This window comes from Pseudomonas sp. SGAir0191 (assembly GCF_002812565.2).
GTDB classification, from domain to species: domain Bacteria; phylum Pseudomonadota; class Gammaproteobacteria; order Pseudomonadales; family Pseudomonadaceae; genus Aquipseudomonas; species Aquipseudomonas parafulva_B.
Genome location: NZ_CP025035.2, coordinates 2,986,634 through 3,010,746 on the forward strand (window position 1 = coordinate 2,986,634; position 24,113 = coordinate 3,010,746).

The 24,113-nt window shown below is 60.0% G+C and carries 24 protein-coding genes, 1 tRNA gene and 1 pseudogene; 13 read left to right on the plus strand and 13 right to left on the minus strand.

Annotation, left to right across the window (positions count from 1 at the left end):
• Window positions 1-88 precede the first annotated feature (88 nt).
• The 6 genes from hcnC to CWR53_RS13505 form a co-directional block, all read right to left on the minus strand.
• Complete coding sequence (gene hcnC / locus CWR53_RS13480) at window positions 89-1,327, minus strand: cyanide-forming glycine dehydrogenase subunit HcnC (RefSeq protein WP_100851832.1); 1,239 nt, start codon at window positions 1,325-1,327, stop codon at window positions 89-91.
• Between the two features lies 1 nt (window position 1,328).
• Window positions 1,329-2,723: a cyanide-forming glycine dehydrogenase subunit HcnB gene (gene hcnB / locus CWR53_RS13485; RefSeq protein ID WP_100851833.1), complete on the minus strand. Its 1,395-nt coding sequence runs from the start codon at window positions 2,721-2,723 to the stop codon at window positions 1,329-1,331.
• Window positions 2,720-3,025 carry a (2Fe-2S)-binding protein gene (locus tag CWR53_RS13490; protein ID WP_100851834.1) on the minus strand — a complete coding sequence of 102 codons (306 nt, stop codon included), beginning with the start codon at window positions 3,023-3,025 and terminating at the stop codon, window positions 2,720-2,722. Before CWR53_RS13490 ends, hcnB begins: the two co-directional genes overlap by 4 nt.
• Window positions 3,026-3,238: 213 nt before the next feature.
• Complete coding sequence (locus CWR53_RS13495; protein ID WP_100851835.1) at window positions 3,239-3,934, minus strand: lipopolysaccharide kinase InaA family protein; 696 nt, start codon at window positions 3,932-3,934, stop codon at window positions 3,239-3,241.
• A 206-nt stretch (window positions 3,935-4,140) separates the two neighbouring features.
• A complete protein-coding gene (gene umuC, locus CWR53_RS13500; RefSeq protein WP_100851836.1) occupies window positions 4,141-5,415 on the minus strand; it encodes a translesion error-prone DNA polymerase V subunit UmuC in 1,275 nt (424 codons plus the stop codon).
• Window positions 5,405-5,833, minus strand: a complete 429-nt coding sequence (locus CWR53_RS13505) for a LexA family transcriptional regulator (protein ID WP_058603391.1) — start codon at window positions 5,831-5,833, stop codon at window positions 5,405-5,407. Before CWR53_RS13505 ends, umuC begins: the two co-directional genes overlap by 11 nt.
• A gap of 103 nt (window positions 5,834-5,936) precedes the next feature.
• Here CWR53_RS13505 and CWR53_RS13510 point away from each other — a divergent pair, with 103 nt between their 5' ends.
• Entirely contained in the window at window positions 5,937-6,656 is a 720-nt protein-coding gene (locus CWR53_RS13510) for an SOS response-associated peptidase family protein (protein ID WP_100851837.1), read from the plus strand.
• Between the two features lie 122 nt (window positions 6,657-6,778).
• Window positions 6,779-7,024, plus strand: a complete 246-nt coding sequence (gene trbK, locus CWR53_RS13515) for an entry exclusion lipoprotein TrbK (RefSeq protein ID WP_058603393.1) — start codon at window positions 6,779-6,781, stop codon at window positions 7,022-7,024.
• 226 nt (window positions 7,025-7,250) lie between these two features.
• Here the strand turns inward: trbK and CWR53_RS13520 are convergent, their stop codons facing one another.
• Window positions 7,251-8,510, minus strand: coding sequence for an MFS transporter (locus CWR53_RS13520; RefSeq protein WP_058603394.1), 1,260 nt, complete (start codon window positions 8,508-8,510; stop codon window positions 7,251-7,253).
• A 349-nt stretch (window positions 8,511-8,859) separates the two neighbouring features.
• On the opposite strand from CWR53_RS13520, the gene CWR53_RS13525 reads away from it, so the two are divergent.
• Window positions 8,860-10,242: a VOC family protein gene (locus tag CWR53_RS13525; RefSeq protein ID WP_100851838.1), complete on the plus strand. Its 1,383-nt coding sequence runs from the start codon at window positions 8,860-8,862 to the stop codon at window positions 10,240-10,242.
• 81 nt (window positions 10,243-10,323) lie between these two features.
• Window positions 10,324-11,211, plus strand: a complete 888-nt coding sequence (locus CWR53_RS13530) for a LysR family transcriptional regulator (RefSeq protein WP_058637829.1) — start codon at window positions 10,324-10,326, stop codon at window positions 11,209-11,211.
• A gap of 75 nt (window positions 11,212-11,286) precedes the next feature.
• Here CWR53_RS13530 and CWR53_RS13535 read toward each other — a convergent pair whose 3' ends face one another.
• The 3 genes from CWR53_RS13535 to sohB all read right to left on the minus strand — a co-directional run bounded on the left by CWR53_RS13535 (window position 11,287) and on the right by sohB (window position 13,223).
• Window positions 11,287-11,487, minus strand: coding sequence for a hypothetical protein (locus CWR53_RS13535; RefSeq protein WP_100851839.1), 201 nt, complete (start codon window positions 11,485-11,487; stop codon window positions 11,287-11,289).
• 491 nt (window positions 11,488-11,978) lie between these two features.
• Window positions 11,979-12,052 (minus strand) — tRNA-Cys (locus tag CWR53_RS13540).
• Between the two features lie 151 nt (window positions 12,053-12,203).
• Complete coding sequence (gene sohB, locus CWR53_RS13545) at window positions 12,204-13,223, minus strand: protease SohB (protein ID WP_100851840.1); 1,020 nt, start codon at window positions 13,221-13,223, stop codon at window positions 12,204-12,206.
• A gap of 195 nt (window positions 13,224-13,418) precedes the next feature.
• On the opposite strand from sohB, the gene CWR53_RS13550 reads away from it, so the two are divergent.
• From CWR53_RS13550 to CWR53_RS13565, 4 genes are all read left to right on the plus strand, one after another.
• Window positions 13,419-14,129: a histidine phosphatase family protein gene (locus CWR53_RS13550; protein WP_100852652.1), complete on the plus strand. Its 711-nt coding sequence runs from the start codon at window positions 13,419-13,421 to the stop codon at window positions 14,127-14,129.
• Between the two features lie 56 nt (window positions 14,130-14,185).
• Window positions 14,186-14,503 carry an SCP2 sterol-binding domain-containing protein gene (locus tag CWR53_RS13555; protein ID WP_058637884.1) on the plus strand — a complete coding sequence of 106 codons (318 nt, stop codon included), beginning with the start codon at window positions 14,186-14,188 and terminating at the stop codon, window positions 14,501-14,503.
• A 199-nt stretch (window positions 14,504-14,702) separates the two neighbouring features.
• Entirely contained in the window at window positions 14,703-15,770 is a 1,068-nt protein-coding gene (locus tag CWR53_RS13560) for a phosphotransferase family protein (protein ID WP_100851841.1), read from the plus strand.
• 37 nt (window positions 15,771-15,807) lie between these two features.
• Window positions 15,808-16,575, plus strand: coding sequence for an SDR family oxidoreductase (locus CWR53_RS13565; protein WP_100851842.1), 768 nt, complete (start codon window positions 15,808-15,810; stop codon window positions 16,573-16,575).
• Here CWR53_RS13565 and CWR53_RS13570 read toward each other — a convergent pair whose 3' ends face one another.
• Together CWR53_RS13570 and CWR53_RS13575 are read right to left on the minus strand one after the other, a co-directional pair.
• A complete protein-coding gene (locus CWR53_RS13570) occupies window positions 16,576-17,397 on the minus strand; it encodes a bifunctional 2-polyprenyl-6-hydroxyphenol methylase/3-demethylubiquinol 3-O-methyltransferase UbiG (protein ID WP_100851843.1) in 822 nt (273 codons plus the stop codon). It lies immediately after the preceding gene.
• 104 nt (window positions 17,398-17,501) lie between these two features.
• The gene (locus CWR53_RS13575; protein ID WP_058637888.1) at window positions 17,502-17,852 is read right to left on the minus strand and encodes a hypothetical protein; all 351 of its coding nucleotides are present in this window, start codon (window positions 17,850-17,852) and stop codon (window positions 17,502-17,504) included.
• A gap of 116 nt (window positions 17,853-17,968) precedes the next feature.
• Between CWR53_RS13575 and CWR53_RS13580 the strand changes: the two genes are divergently transcribed.
• The 3 genes from CWR53_RS13580 to CWR53_RS13590 all read left to right on the plus strand — a co-directional run bounded on the left by CWR53_RS13580 (window position 17,969) and on the right by CWR53_RS13590 (window position 21,783).
• Entirely contained in the window at window positions 17,969-18,259 is a 291-nt protein-coding gene (locus CWR53_RS13580) for an RcnB family protein (RefSeq protein WP_058603420.1), read from the plus strand.
• A 153-nt stretch (window positions 18,260-18,412) separates the two neighbouring features.
• Window positions 18,413-20,242 carry an SLC13 family permease gene (locus CWR53_RS13585; protein WP_100851844.1) on the plus strand — a complete coding sequence of 610 codons (1,830 nt, stop codon included), beginning with the start codon at window positions 18,413-18,415 and terminating at the stop codon, window positions 20,240-20,242.
• A gap of 119 nt (window positions 20,243-20,361) precedes the next feature.
• A complete protein-coding gene (locus CWR53_RS13590; RefSeq protein WP_100851845.1) occupies window positions 20,362-21,783 on the plus strand; it encodes a GGDEF domain-containing protein in 1,422 nt (473 codons plus the stop codon).
• A 658-nt stretch (window positions 21,784-22,441) separates the two neighbouring features.
• On the opposite strand, the gene CWR53_RS13595 is transcribed toward CWR53_RS13590, so the two are convergent.
• Window positions 22,442-22,795, minus strand: a complete 354-nt coding sequence (locus CWR53_RS13595) for an SH3 domain-containing protein (protein WP_058603423.1) — start codon at window positions 22,793-22,795, stop codon at window positions 22,442-22,444.
• A gap of 212 nt (window positions 22,796-23,007) precedes the next feature.
• On the opposite strand from CWR53_RS13595, the gene CWR53_RS13600 reads away from it, so the two are divergent.
• On the plus strand, window positions 23,008-23,193 hold the full coding sequence (locus CWR53_RS13600) for a hypothetical protein (RefSeq protein ID WP_058637892.1): 186 nt from the start codon (window positions 23,008-23,010) through the stop codon (window positions 23,191-23,193).
• Window positions 23,194-23,602: 409 nt separating this feature from the next.
• A pseudogene (locus tag CWR53_RS23535) lies at window positions 23,603-24,088 on the plus strand (MCP four helix bundle domain-containing protein); the annotation flags it as partial.
• Window positions 24,089-24,113 lie beyond the last annotated feature (25 nt).

Consider the following 24,113-nt stretch of genomic DNA (forward strand, 5'->3'; position numbering starts at 1 on the left):
TTGCCATGGGTCAGCCGAATAGCCACATTTTATGCATTGCCTGACGCATAGCCTGGCGAGCGGCTTTCACACGGCCCGCCAGGCCCTCTCATGCCGGCATCGCCACCTTGCTGAACCGCTCCGCCAGAAACGGGGTGATGTCCAATGGCAACGCCTCCTCGTGGATCACCTTGTCCAGCATTACCCCCGTGATCGCCGAGGTCAGCACCCCGGTGCGGAAATGCCCGCAGGCGTTGAAGTAACCCTGCATGTCATCCACGGGCCCGAGGATGGGTAGCTCATCGGGCGAGCCTGGCCGCAGGCCGGCCCAAGTACGCTTGAGGTTGACCTGTTCGAGTGCCGGGACGCAGCGTATGGCGCCCTGGACCAGGCTGCTGATCTCCGGGAAGGTCGTGGTAACATCGAAGCCTTTCTCCTCGGTGGTGCTCCCGATGAGAATCTCCCCATTATCCTTCTGCGCCATGTAGCAGTCACTGGTGGTGATGCAGCCATCAAGCAGCTTGGGTAGGCGCTCGGTCAATACGATCTGCCCCTTGACGGGTTTGACGGGTATGGAGGTGCCCGTGGCCCAATCGCTCAATTCGGCGGCCCAGGCGCCAGCCGCATTGATCAGTGTGTCGCAGTGGAAGTCACCAGCCTGTTCGGTACGAACCCCTTTGATGCGTCCGCCCTGGTGCAACACGTCGGTGACACGTGTGTTGAGATACAGATCGACGCCATTTTGCCGCGCGCCTTCCATGTACGCGTCGCCAAGGCGAAACGGGCTGAGCTGGTGGTCACAGAGAAACTCCAGCGCACCGTGCGCGCTTTCGGTGATCGATGGCTCCGCCTTGCGCAGTGCCTGGCGGTCAAGCCAACGGATCTGCGACTGCAGGTGGGGGATGTGCTTGACGATGTGCTCGGCGTAAAGCTGATCTTCATCGTCCTGGATCACGTACTTGAGCCCAGTGCGCTCGAACTTGAAGTCCATCCCGTGGCGCTCGATCAACTCCTGGTGCAGTTGCGGGTAAAGCGCGTTGGACTCAAGCGCCAGATCGAAGAAGCATTGCGGCAGGATATGCGGTGTGCTCGAGTCCACGGCCACCGCCGCGCCATGGGCCTGGCGCTTGGCCTGGGAAGACAGCATGCGAAAGAAAATCACCCCACAGCCCAGGCCCACCGATTCGCCAATCGCCCACAGCCCACCTGCCGAGGCACGCGTGGCGTTGCCGGGGCGTTTGTCGTCGATCAGGGCGATGCGCAGGTTGCCGCGCTTGGACAGCTGGTACGCGCAGGACGCGCCAATTACACCGGCACCGGCAATCACGATGTCATAGGTCTTGTTCATGTCAGGCCTCCGTGCCCACGTGCTTGAATGCCGAAAACGGTACCGGGTCTACTGGGAATCGAGGACGCAACCAACCTACGTCATCTCGGCCAGTGGCGGCGCGTAGTCGATCGCTGCAATAGCCCACGCACATGCGCCCCTGGCAATCCCCCATGCTCACCCGCGTGCGCATCTTCAGCCCGGCCATGTCTTGAACCCCCTGCTCCAATGCCAGATCGATGGCGTCGCGCGTCACCTGCTCACAGCGGCAAATCACTGTGTCAGCCTGTGGCAACTCGACCTGCGCTGGCCCCCGCGCGGTATAGCGCTCAACGCCGGAGCGGAAACGCTTGATGCCTGCCAACTGGCCCAGGTAACGTTCGCGCCGTTCAATGGCCTGCGCAGCGTTCAGCACGCCACGCTGCTGCAGAATTGACACAGCCGCGATGCGCCCGGTCAGCATGGCCGCCTCCCCGCCGCGGATGCCGGCCATGTCGCCTGCCAGGTGAATATGTTCCAGGCTGCTTTGCTGCCATACGTTGCACTCGGCGCGCAGATAGCCATCGGTGCTGTAGCCATGGGCAAGGCCCAATTGCTGGCTGAGCTGCGTACGCGGAATGAAGCCGTAGCCTACTGCCAGCGTCTGCACCGACTCGCGGCGCACGTGGGTCATGTCCGCCTTCCAGGCATCGTCGTAGGGCGCCACGCTGACTTCGGCCAACTCACCTTCGCCCCGCGCCTGAACCACGCCCCAGCCGTAGTGCATGGGAATGCCGTGCAACTTCAGGTAGGCCAGCATGCTCAGGCCGTCGAGGAACAGCTGGGGCTTGTTCATAAGCGCCAGGCTCTGGCGCGCGATACGGTTGAACGCACAGGCCTCGTACACACCCGCCACCTTGGCACCGGCGGCGTGCAACTGGCAGGCAACCAACGGCAGTAAAGGGCCTGTGCCAGCGATCAGGGTCGTGCCCAGTGGCTTGACCACGTTACTTTTGATCTGCAGTTGCAACCCGCCGAGCAGAATGACGCCCGGCAGGGTCCAGCCTGGAAACGGCACATTGCGCTCATGGCAACCGGCTGCCAGGATCAGCTGCTCGAAGGCCAGCGGCTGCAACTGCTCCTGCTCGTCGAGCACGACCAGGCTACGCTCATCACCGCCCACGACACGGCTATTGAGCCGCAGGTCGATAGACTGCGCACGGGCGGCAAAGTCGGTGTGCAGTTTATCCAGTGCCTTGCTGTAGCGAGCGCCCAGGTAGCCCAGGTCGACACCTGCGCGCAGCGGGCCACGATAGACCACCCCGCCGGGGCGCGATGCCTCGTCGATCAGCGTGCAGCGCATGCCGGCGTCTGCCAGCTCGATGGCGGCAGCCATTCCCGCCGAACCCCCTCCGACAATCACTGGATGCCCACTCATGCCCGCGCCTCCCCGACAACCGCATTGACCTGGGTTTCGATGCGCATGCCAGCCCGCACCAGCGTCTGACAGGCGCGCCGCTTGGGGCGTCCATCGATAGCGACCAGACAGCAGTGGCACACCCCCATGCCGCAGAAGGCGCCACTGACCTGGCCATGGTCGTTGAGGGCGAGCTGACGCACGCCCACGGCATTGAGCACACTCAGAACTGTTTCGCCAGGGGCGGCAGTCACGGCCTTGCCGTTGATGGAGAGGGGGATTTTTTCAGCCGGGAGTGGCTGTATATCGAGGGTTCGTTCCATGGAATGTCGTCTGCCTTCCGTGATTGAAAGACAGACAGACTACGGGAGGCGTCAGGCCGAAAAATTGACCTGGGACTAGGTTTTACAGCTTTTTTCAGACCCTTCTCGAGCGCTGTAAGCGACCCCGCCCCGCGCTGAAGAACGTCTGTAAGCGAAGTCACCTTCTGCCAGTGGCATCAACGCTTCGGAGCCCCTGACACTTCTAACATGGCGTCAGAGAAATCGCTCCACTTCCATGCCGAACACTTGCCGATACCCCCTGCAAAACGCCTCCCATTCGGTCGTTGCCCAGTCAGACCTGCGCTTGACCTGTCGTAAGTCGTGACGGCTAGCTTTCATCGCGGTCAGCCGCTGCCTGGCCTTTTCGAAATCCAGCAGCGCGATCTTGATGCCAGACTCGTCGAAGGCGACGAACACATGCTTCAAATACAGGCAACCATGCTGCCAACGCCCGAGATTCAGCGTGGCCAGCGCACGCCCATACGCCTCGAGAATGTCGTGGTGTAGCTTGGGCTCGATGGTCTTGTCCAAGCCCTGGCGGTAGAAGTCTTCAAGCGATACATACCCGTCCAGCCCTGCCGTGACCATCACCGCTCGCCACTCACCGTCCTGCTTGTGGACGTCACTGTGCAGCAGTAACGGCGTAGCGACGCCCAGCGCTGCAGCGGCGCGCAGCGCCTTGGCCTCGCGGGCCACCGTCGGATAGCCGAACGGGTGGACCAGGCTGCGATAGATATGGCCGACCTGCTGCTTCTTGTAGAACGTGAAGCCGTCGAGCTCGACCTTCAATACACCGCTCTCGCCGCCCCTGCGGATATTTGGCGGCTCTACCCACACCCCAGGAGCACTCAGAATGGCCTGCACCGGTGGATGAGAGGCCTCAAGGCCAGACGCGCTAACGTGTTTCATTAAAACCTGCTGAATATTGAGCCACACTGCGGCAAGGGGCGAAATATATCAGTCAAATCTGAAAGAAAGCGATTATTGCGACACGGCGTTGATCGTTTTTTACAGGCATGAACGGACAAAACTGCGGGCGCAATCGCCATTGTCAGACAATCCGGCAACCATAAGCTTCAGCCGCGCCAGTTTGCCGATGTCGAGCCGCCTCCCGCTCAACCCCTGATAGTCCATAGCTGATCGATTCGGGTGGTGTAGGACTGGCTCATCATCTCCCGTTTCATGCCCCAGTCCGGTGCGGCTGGCACGCTGGCCGCACGGACCGTCCCCCTGCCCCAACGCTCATTGATACTGTCCATTACTTCCATGAGCCGATCACAGGCTGCCGATTGCCTGGGGGCGAACAAGTCACCCGAAAAATCACCCGGCTGACGCAGGTCCATCAGCAACACCTCCGCCTTGCTGTAACGAAGCCCCGGCCGGAAGATCCGCTCCACGGCATCGGTAGCCAATCGGGTCAGCAGCAGCGTGTCGCAGGTCGGATAGGGAAGCTCCACCCATGCGCCTTGGGCATGGTGCACCTCGTTCGGGTTGAACATGCCCGTGCGGATGCTCACCCGCATGCGCTTGCACACCGACCCCTGGGCCCTGAGCTTTTCGGCAGCACGGCCGACATAGGTGGCCACCGCCTGCTTGATCGGCGCCAGCTCGCTCAGGCGCATGCCGAACATGCGGCTGCTGCAGATTTCCTGCTTGGGCGGATCGACATCGTCCAGTTCCAGGCAAGGAGTGCCCGCCAGTTCCCTGGCCGTTTTTTCCACCAACACGTTGAAGCGCTGTCGCAACGTCCAGGCATCGGCGCGGGCCAAATCCATTGCCGTACGAATGCCCATGGCCTCCAGGTGCGCGGTCATCTTGCGCCCGATGCCCCACACCTCCTTGACCGCGGTATTGCGCAGCACCCAGTCCCGTTTGACCGGGTCGGTGATGTCCACCACGCCGCCAGTGTGGCTCTGCAGCCGCTTGGCAGTGTGGTTGGCCAGCTTGGCCAGGGTCTTGGTGCGTGCGATACCCACACCGACAGGAATGCCGGTGCACTGGGCGATGCGCAAGCGCAGCCGGTGCCCGAACAGCGTCAGGTCCTGGGCCATGCCAGTGAGCTCAGCAAAACATTCGTCGATGCTGTAGACCTCGGTAGCAGGCACCATCGATTCGATCAGCGTCATCACCCGCTCGCTCATGTCGCCATACAACGCGTAATTGCTACTGAATGCCACGACACCGTGCCGGCGGAGTTTTTCCCGCGCCTGAAAATAAGGCTCGCCCATTTTCACGAATGGCTTGGCGTCATAGGACCGGGCAATGACGCAGCCGTCGTTGTTGCTCAGCACCACGATCGGCGTCTTCGCCAGATCGGGCCGAAATACGCGCTCACAGCTGGCGTAGAACGCGTTGCAGTCGATCAGCGCGAATATCGGCTCACTGCGCATGATCGCGGACGCTATAGCGCACCACGCCCCAAATGAGCAGATCATCACCCTCCATGACATAGCGCGGCGGGTAGGCTCGGTTCTCAGACTTCAAGATCACCACACCGTCACGTCGGTGCAGGCGTTTGCACACTGGCTCACAGTTGATGGCCGCAATCACGATATCCCCGTGCTCGGCCTCGCGCCCCCGGTCCACCACCACGATGTCGCCCGAATAGATGCCAGCGCCTTGCATGCTGTCACCCTCCACTTTCACCAGATACACATGCGGTGCGCGGATGTCGAATAGCTCATCAAGGGATATGTGGCCTTCAAGATGATCCGCGGCAGGCGATGGAAAACCGGCCGGAACGTAGTACGAATAAATCGGGAGTGGTTCAGAGCTGCCACATGGCGCGCCCAGGAAGGTGATGGTCATGAGAGAAAGTCCAATGCAAACTGTATGCATATACAGTTAAACTGGCATCGGCGAATGGGTCAATCCTGAACGTGTGAATTTCTGACGGACGAGAGGTGGATACATGTGCGGACGCTACTCGATCTACGAGTCGATGGATCACTACTTGCGACAACTGGCACTGGATCTGGTCGTGATCAACGGCTATGACCATGAACCGATTGATCGCTATAACGTGGCGCCTTCTACCCGTGTCGAAGTTATACGCCAGGCTGAGGATGGCCTGCATGTAGACAAAGTGAAGTGGGGATGGTCGCCTCACTGGGCCAAAGGCAAGCGACTCGACCCCATCAATGCCCGGGCCGAAACCGTAACCACGGGCAAGTTCTTCAAGGGTCTGTGGCCACATGCACGAGCGCTCGCCCCCGCCAATGGCTGGTTTGAATGGCTGCCAGATGCGCAAAACCCCAAGCGCAAGCAACCTTACTACATCACCAGCGCTGATGGTGCACCGCTCTACTTTGCCGCGCTTGCCGAAGTTCACCAGACCCTTGAGCCGGACGAGCGCGATGGTTTCGTGATCATCACGGCAGCCGCTGACCAAGGCTTGATCGATATTCATGACCGAAAGCCCCTGGTGTTGGCACCGCACCTTGCCAGGGAGTGGTTAGACCCTGCCACTTCAGCGCAGCGCGCCGAGGCGATCGTGGCGGCAGGCTGCCGTCCGGCCACTGACTTTCGCTGGCATCCGGTCGACAAGGCCGTTGGCAATGTTCGTAATCAGGGTGCGCAATTGATAAGGCCGACTGCCGAAGAGAGCAGGCAGGGTGATCTCGAGTTCTGAATAGAACGTCATGCGGGGGTGTGCGAGCCAAATAACACAGCTAGCGTGATAGCCTGCGCACCCGCAGGCTGGGTAGCAAACAGCTTGCACGCACTTTGAAAAAGACCGACGAAGGATACGTCATGGACCGCAAACGTTCCCACCTCCTCCCGCTTGTTGGGTTGATTACCCTGCTGGCAGGCTGCACCGAAGAAAAAGTTCCCGAGCCAACGGCAGACAACTGTGGCCCGCAGCTGTACGAAAAAAACCTTGCCAGTTTGTCAAAGGAAGCCAACCGCAAGGAATTCATTGCCAACTGCGAGAGTTTCCTGGCAGCGAAAAAAATGACAGGATGGAAGTTCGAGAAAAGTCCCAAGGGCAAGTACTGATCAGCTGGTCCAGATAATTGCAGATACGGTGATCTAACCCAGGATCGTCAAGCTTACCGAACACGAACGCCGCTTTTACAGACGGCGTTTTCTGGCGGACTCAGGACTCTCAGGCCTTTGCGTACGGCACACATTTAGCGAAAGCGGTGAATGCACGTGGTCATTTCTTCAAAACGTGAGTCAAGGTTTGCCTAGCAAGCGCCCCGCCCCTATCGGCTATCACCGATCATTCACGAGCCGGGTCGAATTGCTTCTCGCGGATGCACAGCAGCGGAATCATGCCGCAAAGGAAATACGCAGCACCAACGATCAGAAAACCGACACCGATCGAGCCCTGGCTGGCGAAGAAGCCAATGGCAGCCGGCGAGACCGCTGCACCAATACGCCCGATATTGTAGGCCCCGCCAACCGCAGAGCCACGGAACTTGGCCTCGAAGCTTTCCGTCATGTACGTGGCGTTGACGCTGTAGGGCACGCCATAGAGGAAGCCGAAGACGATCAATAGCCAGAGAATGTTTTCCGGCTGGTTGAACAGCACGATGATCGGCAGGAACAGCGCCGTGCCCAGGCAACCAGCGGCAAATACTTTGCGCCGCCCAAACTTGTCCGCCGCCATGCCGGCGATGACCTTGCCGAGGATCGAAGCGGTGTAGGTGCCGACCAGGAACGTGGTCATCTGCTTGAACGCCATGCCCAGCTCGGTTTCCAGGTAGCTGGGCATCCAGTTGTTGACACCGTAGTTACCGAACTGCAGGAAGCCGGCGGTCAGTGACCAAAGGACGAACATCTTTGCGGCATTGGGGTTGGCGAAGATCTGTTTGTACTTGCCGCCCTCTACGCGCTCACGCGCCTTGCGCTCTGCGCGATCAGCACTCTGCAGACGGGTCCAGGTAGAAGGTTCCGGCACCATCTTGTGCATCAGCAGGGCCAGAATCACCGGCGTGACGCCCACGAAGAACAACGTGCGCCAGCCGTAGCTTGGCAATATCCAGGCAGCGAGCAGCGTTGCAACGATATAGCCGACCGACCAGCCCGCTTGCAGGCTGCCAAGAACGGTATTTCGAAACCGGGTAGGTACGTACTCGGCCATGAGTGTATTACATGCAACGTACACCGAACCGAGGCCCAGGGCCGAGACAAAGCGAATAATCGCAAACTGCACATAGTTCTCGGTAAAGCCCAACAGCCCCGTACCAAGGCTGAACAGCAGCACACTGAGCACCACGGTACGTACCCGCCCGAGACGGTCGGTCGCCCACCCCCCATAGATACCCCCAACAGCCATGCCGGCCAGGGTGCAACTGCCGAGCATGCCAGCCTGCAGGCCAGTCAGGCCGAATTCCGTTTTGAGCGTGGCCAGGCTATAGGCCAGGATCATGACATCGGCGCCATCAATGACCATCGTCAGGAAGCAAAACACGAAGGCTGTGATCCAGGTCCGCTCGGTGGACGCGGCGGTGACCCCGGCGGGGTTAGGGTTGTGCATGTTTTATCCTTATTATGGCGGGTTACGGCGTGCCTGTTCCGGCACTACACGGCGCTGCGGCAACAGCGCGAGCGGCGGGCACAGCCCACCGCCAAAGGCCGTCACAACCTGCGGTAAAACCTGTATTCACGCAAACGAAAAAATATCGGGCCTGCATTCCCGATAGGAATGGCCTGGTTTGCAAGGCGCAAGCCGCTGTCGCTGACGACTCGGCATGCCGTGGTACAGCAGGTGCATGTACCTGAGGCCAGGCATGCGAAAAAGTCAGGCAGCGATTCGGTTAATTCGTTTGCCAGGACGGCGCGTCACCGTGATCAATGCAGGCCTCGAATTTCCCAGGAGGCTCACCATGGACCCGGTCCGTTTCATGCACCCCGACGCAATCCGTGCGCTTTTCAGTACCGCCCTGTCAGCGATGTACAAGCAGGAGGTACCGCTGTATGGCGATTTGCTGGACCTGGTCGCCGAGGTCAATACCCAGACCCTGGCCGCCCAGCCCGCGTTGGCAGAACGACTGCGTAGCAGCGGTGACGAGCAACGCCTGAGCGTGGAACGCCATGGCGCTATCCGTGTTGGAACGGCCGAGGAGCTGCAAGGCTTGCGCCGACTGTTCGCGGTCATGGGCATGTCACCAGTTGGCTACTACGACCTGAGCATCGCCGCCGTGCCGGTGCATGCTACCGCGTTCCGACCGATCGAGGCCGCATCGCTGCGCGCCAATCCGTTCAGGGTGTTTACCTCGCTGTTGCGGCTCGAATTGATCGAAGACCCACAACTGCGTGAACAGGCCTGCCAGTTGCTGAACGAGCGGACCATTTTCACCCCTGGTGTACTGGCGCTCATCGATCGCCACGAACGTGACGGCGGGCTTACCGATACGGACGCTCAAGCGTTCGTCCAAGAGGCGCTGGAAACCTTTCGTTGGCACCAGAGCGCGACGGTCAGCGCCCAGCAATACCGCGCTCTGCATGACCAGCATCGCCTGATCGCTGACGTGGTGGCGTTTCGTGGGCCGCACATCAACCACCTTACGCCCCGCACGCTCGACATCGACCGCGCGCAGGCCCAGATGCGCTCGCGCGGCATGACCCCCAAGGCAGTCATCGAAGGGCCACCGCCGCGCCAATGCCCGATCCTGTTGCGTCAGACAAGCTTCAAGGCCTTGCAGGAAGCGGTGACCTTCGCTGGTGGTGACGGAGCCCCGGGGCATCACACGGCTCGCTTCGGAGAAATCGAGCAACGAGGCGCGGCGCTGACACCTGCGGGCAAAGCGCTGTATGACCGGCTGTTGAGCCAAGCCCGGCAATCCTTGGGCGCGGCACCCTGCGCGGACAATGCCGAGCAGTACGCGCAGATACTCAAGGCGGTATTCAGCGCGTTTCCTGACGACTACGCCTCGCTTCGCACGCACAAGCTCGCATACTTCAATTACTACGTGAGGGATGCGACCAAAGCGCGTGGGACAAATCTGGAAGCACTGATCGAACAAGGTGCGGTCGGCTTCGAGCCATTGGTGTATGAGGACTTCCTGCCTGTGAGCGCTGCCGGGATCTTTCAGTCCAACCTCGGCGAAAGCGCCAAGGCCGAGGCCATGACGCAAGGTAACCAGCAGCAGCTGGAGGCAGCGCTGGGCGCTCGCGTGATCGACGAGACGACTCTGTACGCCCAGGCCCAGGCGCAATCCATCGCGTCCTGCCTGCACGCGCTTGAAATCCCGGCGACCAGCGCATAGATTGGCCGACCGCCCAGCCGCCCTGGCCCAGGCGGCTCGTCCGGCCTGCCTGGCCATAGTTTTAGGTGATGCCTGCACGCCATGCACAAGAAATTGCTTCCGTCGATGATGTCGCTGCAGTGCTTTGAATCCACTGCCCGTCATGCCAGCTTCACCCTCGCTGCCCGTGAACTGAACCTGACGCAAAGCGCCGTCAGCAAGCAGGTCGCTCAACTTGAGCAGATGTTGCAGCGCCGGCTGTTCAATCGGTTGCGTGGCGGCTTGCAACTGACCGCCGTGGGCGAGCTGTACCTGAGCGAAGTCGGCAAGATTCTGAGCCAGACGGACATCTCGACGCGCTTCATCCTGACGTTCGATGGCCAGGCAGAAACCTTGAGAATCGCAACCCAACCGACATTCGGCTCGCGCTGGTTGATTCCTCGGTTGCCGGCATTCAGCGCAGCGTTCCCGCACGTACGGCTAAGCGTGCGCAATGAGCTGGAGCCATTCGACCTGTTGCAGGCCAAGGCGGACGTTGCATTCTTCTATGGACGCGGCACCTGGCCCGGCGCCCAATGCGTCGAGCTGTTTCGCGAAGACGTCGTGCCCGTGTGCGCCCCTGCTCTGCTGCTGCACCGGCCGCTGAAGGCTATCGATGACATTCACAGCCATACGCTCTTGCAATGCGTTTCGCGACCCGAGGCGTGGCATGACTGGCTGGGCGCCCAGGCAATGACGTCCAGAAACAGCTACAGGGGCCCGCAGTTCGACACCTTCGACCTGTGCATTCGCGCGGCGATCGCAGGCTTGGGTGTGGCCCTGGTACCCAGGTTCATGGTGACAGAAGAACTGCAGCGCGGCGCCTTGCTGATTCCCCTGCACTACTATGCACCCAGCCCGGATGCTCACTACGTGGCCTATGCAACCCAGAGTCACGATTCACCGAAGATTCGCAATTTCGTGGACTGGGTGTGCGAACAGACGCCTTGAGCGGACCTACGTCCGGATCTCATGCACCTTCGATGTTGCAGATACAGTATCGTCAGCCACCTTACATGACCGGGGTTACCACTTGTCCGCCATGTAAAGCATGCCGCCACCCAGCGCGGTCAGGAACAGTCCTCCCAGCACGTCTGTCAGGGGGGCTTGGCCATGAATGTACGCTTCGATTTGAGTGGCAAGAAACAACACGGCCAATACCAGAACTACGGCCGATATGCGTCGCTGAATCTTGAACCTGGATTTTTCGGGGCCGATCCACCACATGCACGTTCCTTGGGCGGGTTGAGTACTGAACCTTAGCTACATCATGGGCCCTTGGCCAACGACCAGACGTGAACGCTGCCGGCCAGCGACTGGTTTGAAGGGTAGACACACTGCGCCGGCAGAGCAGTATTACAGGGTCGTCATGAGATACGCCGCAAAGCCCTTGGCCACGCGCCAGGGCTTCAAGGCGGACAAGTGGTCGAACACTCGACTGGAGTTGCCTGCCAGCCCTGCAAGTACAAGGTAAACGACCCACTTTCGCAGCGCCCTTGAGATTTTTCTTTTCATGACTCGAAACAAAGGGCACGCCTCGGGAAAATCCTGCCGCTTGAAGCGAAGAAGCCCAACATCATGCTGGGTTCAAACGTTGATCTTTTAATTGCACGGGCTTGGGTATGAATAACAACATCCGACCCATGGCAACCGAAGGGCAAAACCCATAGGCATTAAAAAAGCCCCGCAACCTAAATGGCTGCGGGGCTTTCGAATGGTGGAGGCCGAGGTCGGAATCGAACCGGCGTAGACGGATTTGCAATCCGGAGCATAACCACTTTGCTACTCGGCCTCAAAGTCAGGATCTAGCAGCTTACGCTTCGCTATCTCCCCGAAACACCGCACCTTTAAAGCTTGCTGCGTTTCGATGGGCGCCATTATGTCTACATTCACGTAACCGTGCAACCCCCTGAACGAAAAAAAATTTCAGCAGGTTCAAGGTGTTAGCGCAGGCGGCCAAGTTTGCTCCACAACCCCACCAGCGTATTCTCCACGGTGCCGCTGGCCGCCATGCCAATACGCTCCTGCAGGCTCTTGCGCTCTGCGAAGTGCAGGTGGAACAGGTTGGCACTGCGCGCACGCTCGCTGAGGTATTCATCGCTGGTCTGCAACGTATCCACCAGCTTGCGGTTCAGGGCTGCAATGCCCAGCCACACTTCACCGGTGGCTACTTCATCAATATGCAGCTGGGGGCGGTAGCGGGCGACGAAGTCCTTGAACAGTTGATGGGTCACATCCAGGTCTTCCTGAAACTTCTCCCTGCCCTTTTCGGTGTTTTCACCCAGCACGGTGAGGGTTCGCTTGTACTCACCGGCAGTCAGCATCTCGACATCGATGTCGTGCTTCTTCAACAGGCGATTGATGTTGGGCAACTGTGCCACGACACCGATGGAGCCGAGCACCGCAAAAGGTGCGCTGATGATCTTCTCGCCAATGCAGGCCATCATGTACCCGCCGCTTGCAGCCACCTTGTCGATGCACACCGTCAAGGGGATGCCGGCCTGGCGAATGCGGGCCAGCTGGGAGGCAGCCAAGCCATAGCTATGCACCAGCCCGCCCCCGCTTTCCAGACGCAGCACCACCTCGTCTTGAGGGGTAGCGAGGGTGAGCAGTGCGGTGATCTCGTTGCGCAGGCTTTCAGTCGCAGATGCCTTGATGTCGCCGTCGAAATCGAGCACGAAGACCCTGGCTTTTTCGCCTGCCGTGTCCTTGCGGGTTTTCTTTTCGGCCTTGGCCTGCTGCTTGCGTAACGCCTTGAGCTGAGCCTTGTCGAACAGGCCTGATTCCAACCGCTCGCGCAGGTCCTTGTAGAACGCGTTCAAGCGGGTAACCTGCAATTGTCCACCCGGTTTGCGCCGCCCTTTACCGCGCAAGCCGGCAATGGCCGACAGCACGATCAGAACAGCGATGACCAGGGTGGCGGTTTTGGCGAGAAAGCTTGCGTATTCGGCAAGAAACTCCACGGTGACTCCTTCGATAGCTGCGCCAGAGGGCGCGTGAATGGTACAAGCATACCGGTGCACCTAAAGCGCTGCCAGGGGATGTAAACGCTGGCAATACCTTTCAAACGACCTTTTCAAACGCTTGTATGTTTTTCGTTGACAGCGCCGTGCACCGCACCCTAACCTCGGCAGCAACCTTCAATGGCGGAAGCGTTCGTGGGCAACCTCTACCTGATTCGACATGGCCAGGCCTCCTTCGGCGCACAGGACTACGATGTGCTGTCGCCCGTTGGCGTGCGCCAGAGTCAGGCGCTGGGTGAGCACCTTGCTCAGCTAGGGGTACGGCTGGAGCGATGTGTGGCGGGCGATCTGCGTCGCCAGCAGGACACTGCCCGCCTCGCCCTTCAAGCAATGCAGGCCGGTGGCAACGCCGTGCCGGCTGTTGAGACCGACGCGGCTTTCAACGAGTTCGACGCCGATGGGGTGATCCGTGCGCTGTTACCTGGTTTGTCGATAGACGAGCCCAACGCGCCAGCAATCCTGAGCAACGTCGCGCAGCACCGCAGCGAATTTCAGCGCCTGTTCGCGCTGATGGTGCAACGCTGGCACGCAGGAACCCATGGCAGCGACAAGCTGGAAACCTGGGAAGCGTTCACTGCCCGCGTGCGCGAAGGGCTGAACCGCGTGCTGGACAGCGCAGGCAGTGGCGACAACATTGCCATTTTCACCTCCGGTGGCACCATTGCCGCCTTGCTGCACCTGGTTTCAGGCATTACCCCGGATCAGGCATTTGCCTTGAACTGGCAGATAATCAACACGTCGCTGAGCCAATTGAAGTTCAGAGGCCGCGACGTGGCATTGGCTTCTTTCAACAGTCAAGCCCATGTGCAACTGTTGAGGACGCCGGAGCTCATCACCTACCGGTGAGCCCGGCCTGTTGTGTCCCTGCGGGGACGTGAAAATCACTCTATAAGGAATGCGCCATGACCTCCGTAGCTGATGCCGTCAAAAAGATGCAAGAGAAATTCAACCCATCCGCTGCCCAAGGCCTGGACCTGGTATTCGGCTTCAACATCACCGATGAAGACAAGCACTACGCCCTGATCGTCAAGGACGGCACCTGCGAACTGCAGGAAGGCGAGAATCCAGACGCCAACTGCACGTTGGTAATGGACAGCGAAACACTCAAGGGCATCGTCAGCGGCGAAACCGACGGTATGCAGGCTTTTATGGGCGGCAAGCTGCGCGTGGAAGGCGACATGATGCTGTCGATGAAGCTCAGCGAACTGTTCCCATCCTGAGCAGCATCCCTGGATGACCCTGAACCGAAGCCCATAAGGCTTCGGTTTTTTTTGGTCCGGCGCATACCGGCACGGCAAGCATCAAAGGCGGTGATCAACCAGCAACACCCTGGCCAATAGCGACCTGGGACGCTTGTCCCAACCGAGCGCAAGCATTAGATTGCAAAATAGTCCGCGTGACCGAGAATAAGGAAAACCCATGACGCTCACCGACGAGTCCACGCAAGTACGTTCCGGCGAAGAGCTTGACCTGGCAGCCATCGACCGCTACCTCAAGGCGCACATTGACGGCTTGACCGGTGCGCCCGCCGTCAGCCAGTTCCCGGGTGGTGCGTCCAACCTCACCTACCTGGTCAAATACGCTGACCGAGAATTGGTCTTGCGCCGTCCGCCGTTCGGGCAAAAAGCCAAGTCGGCGCACGACATGGGGCGTGAGTTTCGTATTCTCAACCAGCTCAACAATGGGTTTCCCTACTGCCCCAAGGCCTATGCGTACTGCACCGATAGCCACCTGATCGGCAGTGAGTTCTACGTCATGGAGCGCGTCAAAGGGGTCATTCTGCGCTCGGACATCCCCACTGCACTTAATCTCGATGCTGCACGCACCACGGCGTTGTGCAAAAGCTTCATTGACCGTCTGGTGGACTTGCATCGCGTGGACTACAGCGCCTGCGGCTTGAGCGACCTGGGCAAGCCGGACGGTTACGTGCAACGCCAGATAGAAGGGTGGGCCAGCCGCTACGACAAGGCCATGACCCCCGACGCCCCGCGCTGGGAGCAGGTCAAAACCTGGTTGCGCGAGAAAATGCCTGCCGACCACGCCACACCTGCAATCGTGCATAACGACTACCGGTTCGACAATGTCATCCTGGATGCCGACAACCCGATGCGCATCATTGGCGTGCTGGACTGGGAAATGGCCACCTTGGGCGACCCCCTGATGGACCTGGGCAACAGCCTGGCGTACTGGATCCAGGCAGACGACCCGGCGCCGGTACAACTGATGCGTCGTCAGCCGAGCAACGCGCCGGGCATGCTTACCCGGCGCCAGTTCGTGGACTATTACGCCGAGCGTGCAGGCGTCGACCTGGACAACTTCGATTTCTACTACTGTTACGGTCTGTTCCGTCTGGCCGGCATCGTCCAGCAGATCTACTTCCGTTATTTCCATGGCCAGACCCAGGACAAGCGTTTCGCCCAGTTCATTCACATGAACCGGCTGCTGGAGCAGATGACCTTGCAGGTCATTGCCAAGTCCAGCCTCTGATCACCAGCACACCTTACGACAACAAGGGACCAGCAGCATGCCGCAGACCGACCTGTTCGACCTTCAGGGCAAGATCGCTTTTGTTTCCGGGGCCAGCCGAGGCATTGGCGAAGCGATTGCACACTTGCTGGCGCAGCAAGGTGCACATGTGATCGTCTCCAGCCGCAAGCTCGAGGGCTGCCAACACGTTGCCGATGCCATCATCGCCGGCGGCGGCAAGGCCACAGCAGTGGCGTGCCACATCGGCGAACTGGAGCAAATCCAGCAGGTATTCGCCGGTATACGCGAGCAGTTCGGACGCCTGGACATCCTCGTGAACAATGCCGCGACCAACCCGCAGTTCTGCAATGTGCTGGACACGGATCCGGCGGCATTCCAGAAAACCGTGGATGTGAACATTCGCGGCTATTTCTTCATGTCGGTGCAAGCAGGCAAGCTGATGCGCGAGCACGGCGCCGGCAGCATCATCAACGTGGCCTCGATCAATGGCGTTTCACCTGGCCTGTTCCAGGGCATCTATTCGGTGACCAAGGCGGCGGTTATCAACATGACCAAGGTGTTTGCCAAGGAGTGTGCGCAGTTCGGGATTCGCTGCAATGCCTTGTTGCCGGGCCTGACCGACACGAAGTTTGCATCGGCACTGGTCAAAAACGAAGCCATCCTCAATACCGCGCTACAGCAAATCCCCCTCAAACGCGTGGCAGACCCGAAGGAAATGGCCGGGGCTGTCCTGTACCTTGCAAGCGACGCCTCCAGCTATACGACCGGGGCGGCGCTCAACGTCGACGGTGGCTATCTGTCCTGATCAGGTTTTGACGGCTGTCAGGGTGTAGCTCAACGGCAGGCGGGCCGGTTGCTCGCGCAGTCGCCACTCCCCGTCCGGGCCCTTGGCCATTTGCCCCGGCAGCGCTTCCCACGGCACGCTTTGGTGTTCTACCAGCGCTGTCAGCTGCAACCCGTTGGCCATCAGCGCGGTGATCAACTCGCCCAGCCCGTGATTCCACTCATGGGTCTGGGTGTTGGTCAATCGCTGCGAGGTGGCCACATAGGTCTCGTCGCTCTGCCACACGGTTGGCTGCTCACATTCGAAGTAGGGATAGTCGAGCTGCAGGCGGTCCTGACGGCCCTCATTGACCGCCCAGAGCATGGGGTGCCCCTCGCGCAAGAAAAGCCGGCCGCCGGGCTTGAGCAGGGCCGCCACGGTTTGTGCCCACGGCGCAATACGGGGCAGCCAGCACAGGGCGCCGATGCCGGTATAGACCAGATCGAACGTACCTGCTGGCAACACCAGGGCTGCGGCGTACACATCGGCCTGATGGTAGTCGATGGGCGTAGCGCACAGGGTCGCCAGCCGCTGGGCCTGCGCCAGGGAAGCCGCAGAGAAGTCCAGGCCGCACACATCGGCGCCCAGCCGGGCAAGCGAGAGCGTGTCTGTGCCGACGTGACACTGCAGGTGTACCGCTCTCAGCCCCTCGACATTGCCCAGCATCGGCAGGTCGAACTGAACTGTCTGTGACAGGTGCGCAGGGTGTTGGACGTACTGATCGAACTGGTAGTCCTGTGAGGCTGCGTGCAGCGGTGCGCGCTCGTCCCAATTGGCCTGGTTCAGCTGTAGTGAAGGGTTCACGTCGACATCCTCGATGGGCGATGCCGCAGTCTAGCGGCCGATGCCACACACCTGGCAGCGTTCTGATGCAAAAAAGTGTAAAGCGCTGGCTCGCACGTTACCCGTCAGAGACAGGTTGCGGCCGCCGCCCGGCGCTGCAACGAGACGCCGTTGTCGTTCTGTGTGTAGTAATCGATACGCGTACCGCCGTCCTGCGGGTAGACATCGACGAACGTCTCGGCCTCGCGGGTATAAACCGTAAAGCCGCCTTGCTTGCGCGGCTCCAGGTAGCCGCTGGCGTCCTGGCCGAACACGCGCTCTTCCTGCCACCCGTACTGGATGCACTGGGCAACGCGTTCAGGCGCCTTGCGCGAGTTCATGTGCGTAGTGGGTTGGCCGCTGCGGGCCGCATCCATGGTCGCAGAAGCACAACCGACCAGCAGCACGGCTGCGGCCAGGGGCAAAATCACACGCATGGTCCATCCTCGAAATCATTAAGAAGGAGGCGACTCTAGCACTGGCATGGACGCGAGTGAATTGTGGTGCGACTTTCGCTGTCCTAGCACAAACACCACGCAACAAGGAAACCGCCATGAAACTGCACTACCTGCTCCTCGCTGCCCTGCCCTGCCTGCCGATGGTCGCCACTGCAGCAACGTCCACCGACGATAGCGTGCAGAATTCGGCCACCCACAACCGTGAACTGAAAGAAGGCGACAAAGCCCCGGATCAATACAAGCGCGACGAAGCGGCCATCAAGGACTGGAAAGCCAAGGGCCTGCCGGCACCGGAAAAAGAAAGCCATTGGGTACGCATGGGCGATCGCTACGTCCTCGTACAAACGACCAATGGCGTGGTTCTGGCCATCCAGCACGTCAAATGACCCATTGCTCGGCGGGTGTCAGGCACCCGCCGAGCAAGCCCCCGCATCGCCTCTCCTCGTTAAACACTGCAATACATCAACACCTCGTACACGCTCAGGTGGCACACTACCGGCTATTGTTCATGTGCCCTGTGTGAAGGAACACCTCTCCCGATGAATCTAGAGCTGACATGGGTGCTGGCCCTGCTTGCCATTGTCGTTGTGCTGTTCATCGTCAACCGTCCACGCATGGATGTCGTAGCGCTGCTGGTGATCGTAGCGTTGCCACTGTCGGGCGTGCTGACGATCGACCAAGCGCTGGCAGGTTTCAGCGACCCGAACGTCGTGCTCATCGCTGCCCTGTTCGTCATCGGTGAAGGCTTGGTGCGCACCGGTATCGCTTATCGCATCGGTGAATGGATGAGCGAACGGGCAGGCGACAGCGAGGCGCGCCTACTGGTACTGCTGATGGTCGCGGTGGCCGACCTGGGTTCGGTCATGAGCTCCACGGGGGTAGTGGCCATCTTCATACCGGTCGTGCTGAGCATTGCTGCGCGCCTGAAGCTCTCGCCCAGCCGCCTGATGATGCCGCTGAGTTTTGCCGGCCTGATCAGTGGCATGCTCAGCCTGGTGGCGACCCCGCCCAACGTGGTGGTGCACAGCGAACTGGTACGCCATGGTGAACAAGGCTTCTCGTTCTTCAGCTTCACGCCCTTCGGGTTGGTGATCCTGGTACTAGGTGTGGGCTACATGCTTCTGACGCGACACTGGCTCAATGGCGAGGTGCGCAAGGACGGACGTGTCGAGACCCGGCGCACGCTGCTGGACCTGGTTCTGGACTACAAGCTCAATGGTCGCGAGCGTCGCTTGCGCATTCGCCCCCATTCACCGCTGATCGGCCATACCCTGGGCGAGCTGGAGCTGCGTACCCGCCACGGAGCCAACGTCATCGGTATTGAACGTCAGCACAAGTTCACCACGCGCGTTATTGCGCCAGACTCCAACACCGTGCTGCACCAGGGCGATGTGCTGCTGCTGGACCTGTTTGCCAACCGCGACGATCTGCGCAGCCTGTGCCAGACCATGCAACTGGAACCCTTGCACTTCAAGGCCGCCTACTTCATCGACCAGTCGCAGGAGGTAGGCATGGCCGAAGTGTCCCTGCCGCCGGGCTCGCAACTGATCGGCAAGAGCATCCTGGAGCTTGGCTTTCGCTCGCGTTACGACCTTAACGTAGTGGGCTTGCGGCGCGACCAGGCGGCCGTGCAAGACCAGTTGGTCGAAGAAAAGCTGCGTCTGGGCGATACCCTGCTGGTGGTCGGGCCGTGGAAGGCCGTACGCCAGCTACAAGGCAAACCGCGCGATTTTCTGGTGTTGAGCTTGCCGGCCGAGGTCGATCTGGTGGCACCTGCTCGCCGGCGCGCGCCCCAGGCGCTGCTGAGCCTGGCGGTGATGGTTGGCTTGATGGTCAGTGGCGCGGTCCCTAATGTCACAGCAGCGCTCATTGGTTGCCTGTTGATGGGCGCAGGCCGCTGCATCGACATGAACAGCGCCTACCGTTCGATCCATTGGCAAAGTTTGATCCTGATCGTGGGCATGTTGCCCTTTGCCCAGGCCTTGCAGAAAACCGGTGGCATAGACCTGGCAGTCGGGGCGCTGGTGAATGTGCTGGGCGACGCCGGGCCCAGCGCCATGCTGGCCTGCCTGTTCGCGGTCACGGCTGTGATCGGGCTGTTTATCTCCAACACGGCGACCGCGGTGCTGATGGCGCCGGTCGCCATCTCGACCGCAGCGCAGCTGGGCATGTCGCCCTACCCCTTTGCGATGACGGTGGCGCTGGCGGCCTCGGCGGCCTTCATGACGCCGGTGTCTTCGCCGGTGAACACGCTGGTGCTGGGCCCAGGGCAATATCGGTTTGCGGACTTCGTGAAGATAGGGGTGCCGTTCACGCTGTTGGTGATGGGGGTCACGGTGGTCATGGTGCCGTGGTTCTTCGGGCTGTGAGGTTGGCGGCACGCGCAAAACCTTCCAGCTGGGCAGATTGACATCAACTAGCCGGAACAACACACTGATGCGCAATTGCCCCAGGTGCGTTCAGCGGTCGTCCTGGATATCGTTTCCGCTTGCCGGTCGAGCCCATGGTTTTTCCAGCCCAATCGCGCTTGTTGCCCTACGCCGCACTGTTCAGCCTGACCTTCGCGCTTACCATTGGCGGCATCCTGGCTCGCCCGATCGAATCCCTGTCTCTGTTCTGGCCGGTCAATGCGGTACTGGCAGGCGTATTGCTGCGCTATCCCCGCCAGGCAACAGTGTGCGGGTTCGTGCTGATGTGGTTGGCCATGGTTGGCGCCGACCTGCTCTGTGCCAGTGCCTTGGCGCCGGCGCTGTGGTTCAACCTGTGCAACATGGGCGTTGTGATCACCATTTGGCAACTGCTTACGCGCTTGCCGCGCCTGCATCGGCGCATGCGCACGCCCCATGGGGTGCTGTGCGTATTCGGCGCCTGTGCGGCCGGGGCCTCAGTGGCTGCGAGCCTGGCCTCGGTGATGGCCGCGCCCTGGTTCGAGCAGTCCCTGCGCAGCACCTGGCTGGCCTGGTTCAGCGAGCAGTTTTCCACCGCGGTGCTGGTATTGCCGGTGATGCTCACCGCACCGGCAGCGCGTACCTTGTTGCGGGGCGGGAGCCAGAAGATTCGCCTCGCCCCGCTGTTGGTCATGCTGGTGTCGCTGACGTTCAGCATCGCGTTCGGCGGCCCCGGCGCCATTGCGTTTCCGATCGCCGCCCTTTTGTGGTGTGCCTGGACGTACTCGCCCTTTCTGGTTTCGCTGTTGACGCTGACCGCCGGTAGCACGTTGATCGTCGCCGTTGCCCAGAGCCTTATGCACTTCAGCGTGCCGCAGAGCGAGTCGGGTGTGACGGCGCTGATGTCAGCGCGCCTGGGCATCGCGATGTTGGTGCTGGGGCCGCTGGTGGTGGCCTGCGTGACCCAGGCCAATCGCAGCCTACTTGCGCGTTTGGCGCATCAGGCCACCACCGACCACCTCACGGGTACCTTGAGCCGCAGCGCCTTTACCCAGCGTGCAAACGCGCTGCTGGAAAGTCGTCAGCATCAGCAGTTCCTGCCACTGACGCTGATGATGCTGGATATCGATCACTTCAAGTCCATCAACGATGCCCACGGGCACGCCGTTGGCGACCAGGTGCTGCGCCAGTTCGCCGATGCGTTGCAGGAGCAGTTGCACAGCGGCGAAGTATTCGCGCGCATGGGTGGCGAGGAGTTCGTGATCATCGTGCCAGGGCTTGCACCGGACAGGGCGCAATTTACGGCCGAGCGCCTGCGCCGTGCCGTTCAGGACCTTCAGGTGGAGCAAGCCGGGCAGCGTTTGCAGATCACGGTCAGTATCGGTCTGGCAGGCTGCGACGAAGGCATGCCGACTCCTGATCTGACCGCATTACTGGCCAGCGCCGACAAGGCGCTTTACCTGGCCAAAGCGAAGGGACGCAATCGGGTGGAGCAAGCTGAGCCGCAGCGTCGGGCCATTTAAGCCTATCGCTGTGCGCTCATTGAAATCAGTAGCTTCACCCGGCAAATCAAGATTATCGCCGGCACGTCAAGCCGGCCGCTCAGGCGATTTGAGCAAGGCCCCTGTGCGACGGCGACGCTCGATCAGGCAGTCCAAAAGCCAGACAAAATGTTGCTCAATTTCTGCTCAATTTAACGGAGCCCGCCGGGCGCTTGGGTTGCAGCACGTTATCCACAGACCTACCCACTTTTTCTGTGGACAGATTTCCCAGCCTGGAGAACGACTTATCCCACTTCGACCCTTGAACGAATGAGCCGTGCACAGCGGGGGCTGTGAAGACACCAGGCTTGAAGAATGACAGGTGAGCAGCGCTGGGCTGCGGCACAAACCAAAAGCCCGCCTGAGCAATGGAACCCGGCGGGCTGGAAAGAGGGAAACGCTCATGCGATCAACTGGGAGGAATGGTTCCCAGCAGCCCGATCATGATGGTCAACAGCAGGAAACCACCCAGGAACAGCGCCAGCTTGCTCATTGAAACCTCGACAGTGTGATACGGAATGACGTCATTTTCCGTTTTTCACTGATACGGTTACAGATTCAGGTTTGTAGAAAAAAAGCAGATCAGATGAAGGGCAGGCACCCTTCGTACCCGTCCATCCCGCCGCTGGTTCGCTTACGTTCATATCAGTTGCTGGAGCTTGCTGGCAGGCAACCACCCCAGCTCCCCATCCCCGTGACGACGACACCACAGCCAGCCGTTGAGCAGATGCAACTGCTGCACCAATTGACCCGGGTCCACATCCAGCTCATGGGCGCAATAGTGATCCAACGCCCTACCCTGATTGAAGTCCAGGCGTTCAATAAGCTGCTCCGGTACCCAACCCGGCTCTTGGCCCGTGCAACTGCACAAGTACCAGTCCCGCATGCCCGGCTCACTCTCGTAACGCGGGCCCACTTCCAGCAGCGTGCCTTGAGCGAAACGAAGGGGGCGTCGGTAAGCACTGCGATGTCGCTCGATCACGATGAAATGCACAGGTCTCTCCTTGGCCGGAAACCTCCGAGCCTAGCAGAAGCTGTGGAAGTTGCTGCCTTGCGGCCTTTTTGTAGGAATATTTGTCGCGTAATGTAGGAGATTTCCTCGGACTTCATTTCCGCTGTATGAAAGATCAGTTTATGGGATGGATCTGAGCTGTTACGGTCAGCCTTTCCTACAACAGCAAGGACGCTATTCGTTAAGAGAACTATATGGACGACTACAATGGGCCGGCGTTGAGACTTCAAAAAACCCTGCTGAACCTGCGCCGCGAGCGGGACAAGCTCACAGGCGAAGGCAAGCACGATGAAGCAAACGCACTGGCGGTATCGATAGCGCGAATCGAAACCACACTGGCACAACTACCGGGTGCGTTTAAGCCTGAGACGCTGCAATAGCCCCCCTGGCCCCGGCCTCCAACAGGGTCGGGGCTGCCCGTGGTTCCTGAAGCTCACAGCAAGAGGCCGGCACTCGCCTGCCTTCAACCGAACCTGGGTTAATGAAGACTTCGAAGACCTGCGGTCGATCTGATCAACATTTGATTGATCCAGATCAATGCGAAAGAAATTGTTACCTGAACAGCACTGCGCGGTAACGAAATAAATAGGCTCTCTGCTTACTGAAAGTCACTCAACTGAGCGATCGGATGGCGGACTGCGCCGTTCGTAGACTGCTCATGTTTATTCTTAAAGTTTATTGCCCAAGGTGCCGATAGCTGTTTCAACGAGAGGGCTGCAGCCTTATTACCACGGTCACCCTGCTGGACTTGCTTAGCCTAGCAAGCATTGCTACACCAAGGAGCTACACATGTATTTTCGGAACTTGAAAATTGGCACACGCGCGGCGGTCATCTTCACGCTGGTCGCCCTCCTCGTACTGATCCTGGGGCTGGCATCGTTGTACCGCATGCACACGATGGACAAGGCCACTGACGAAGTGCGCACCGAATGGTTACCCTCAATCATGCTGCTGGACGAGGTCAGCATGAACCTGGGCCGCGCCCGAGCACTGACCTTGCGCAGCGTTTTGGAAGAAAGCCCCAGCGCCAGGGCCGCGACTCTGGACAAGATCGCGGAAATCTCCAAGCACTACCAGGAACAAATCGAAACGTACAAGGCGACGGCGACAGAGGAACGAGACCGAGCCCTGTACGACGCCTTTCTGGCCAGAAGCGCGACCTACCATACGTTGCAGGACGCAATTCTTGACGCCGTACGCAGAAACGACATTGCAGAAGCGACTCGCCTGGTCAATGGTGAATTGGCCAATTATGCCGACGCGATGATGAAGTCGCTGATCGAGCTGACCCAATACAACT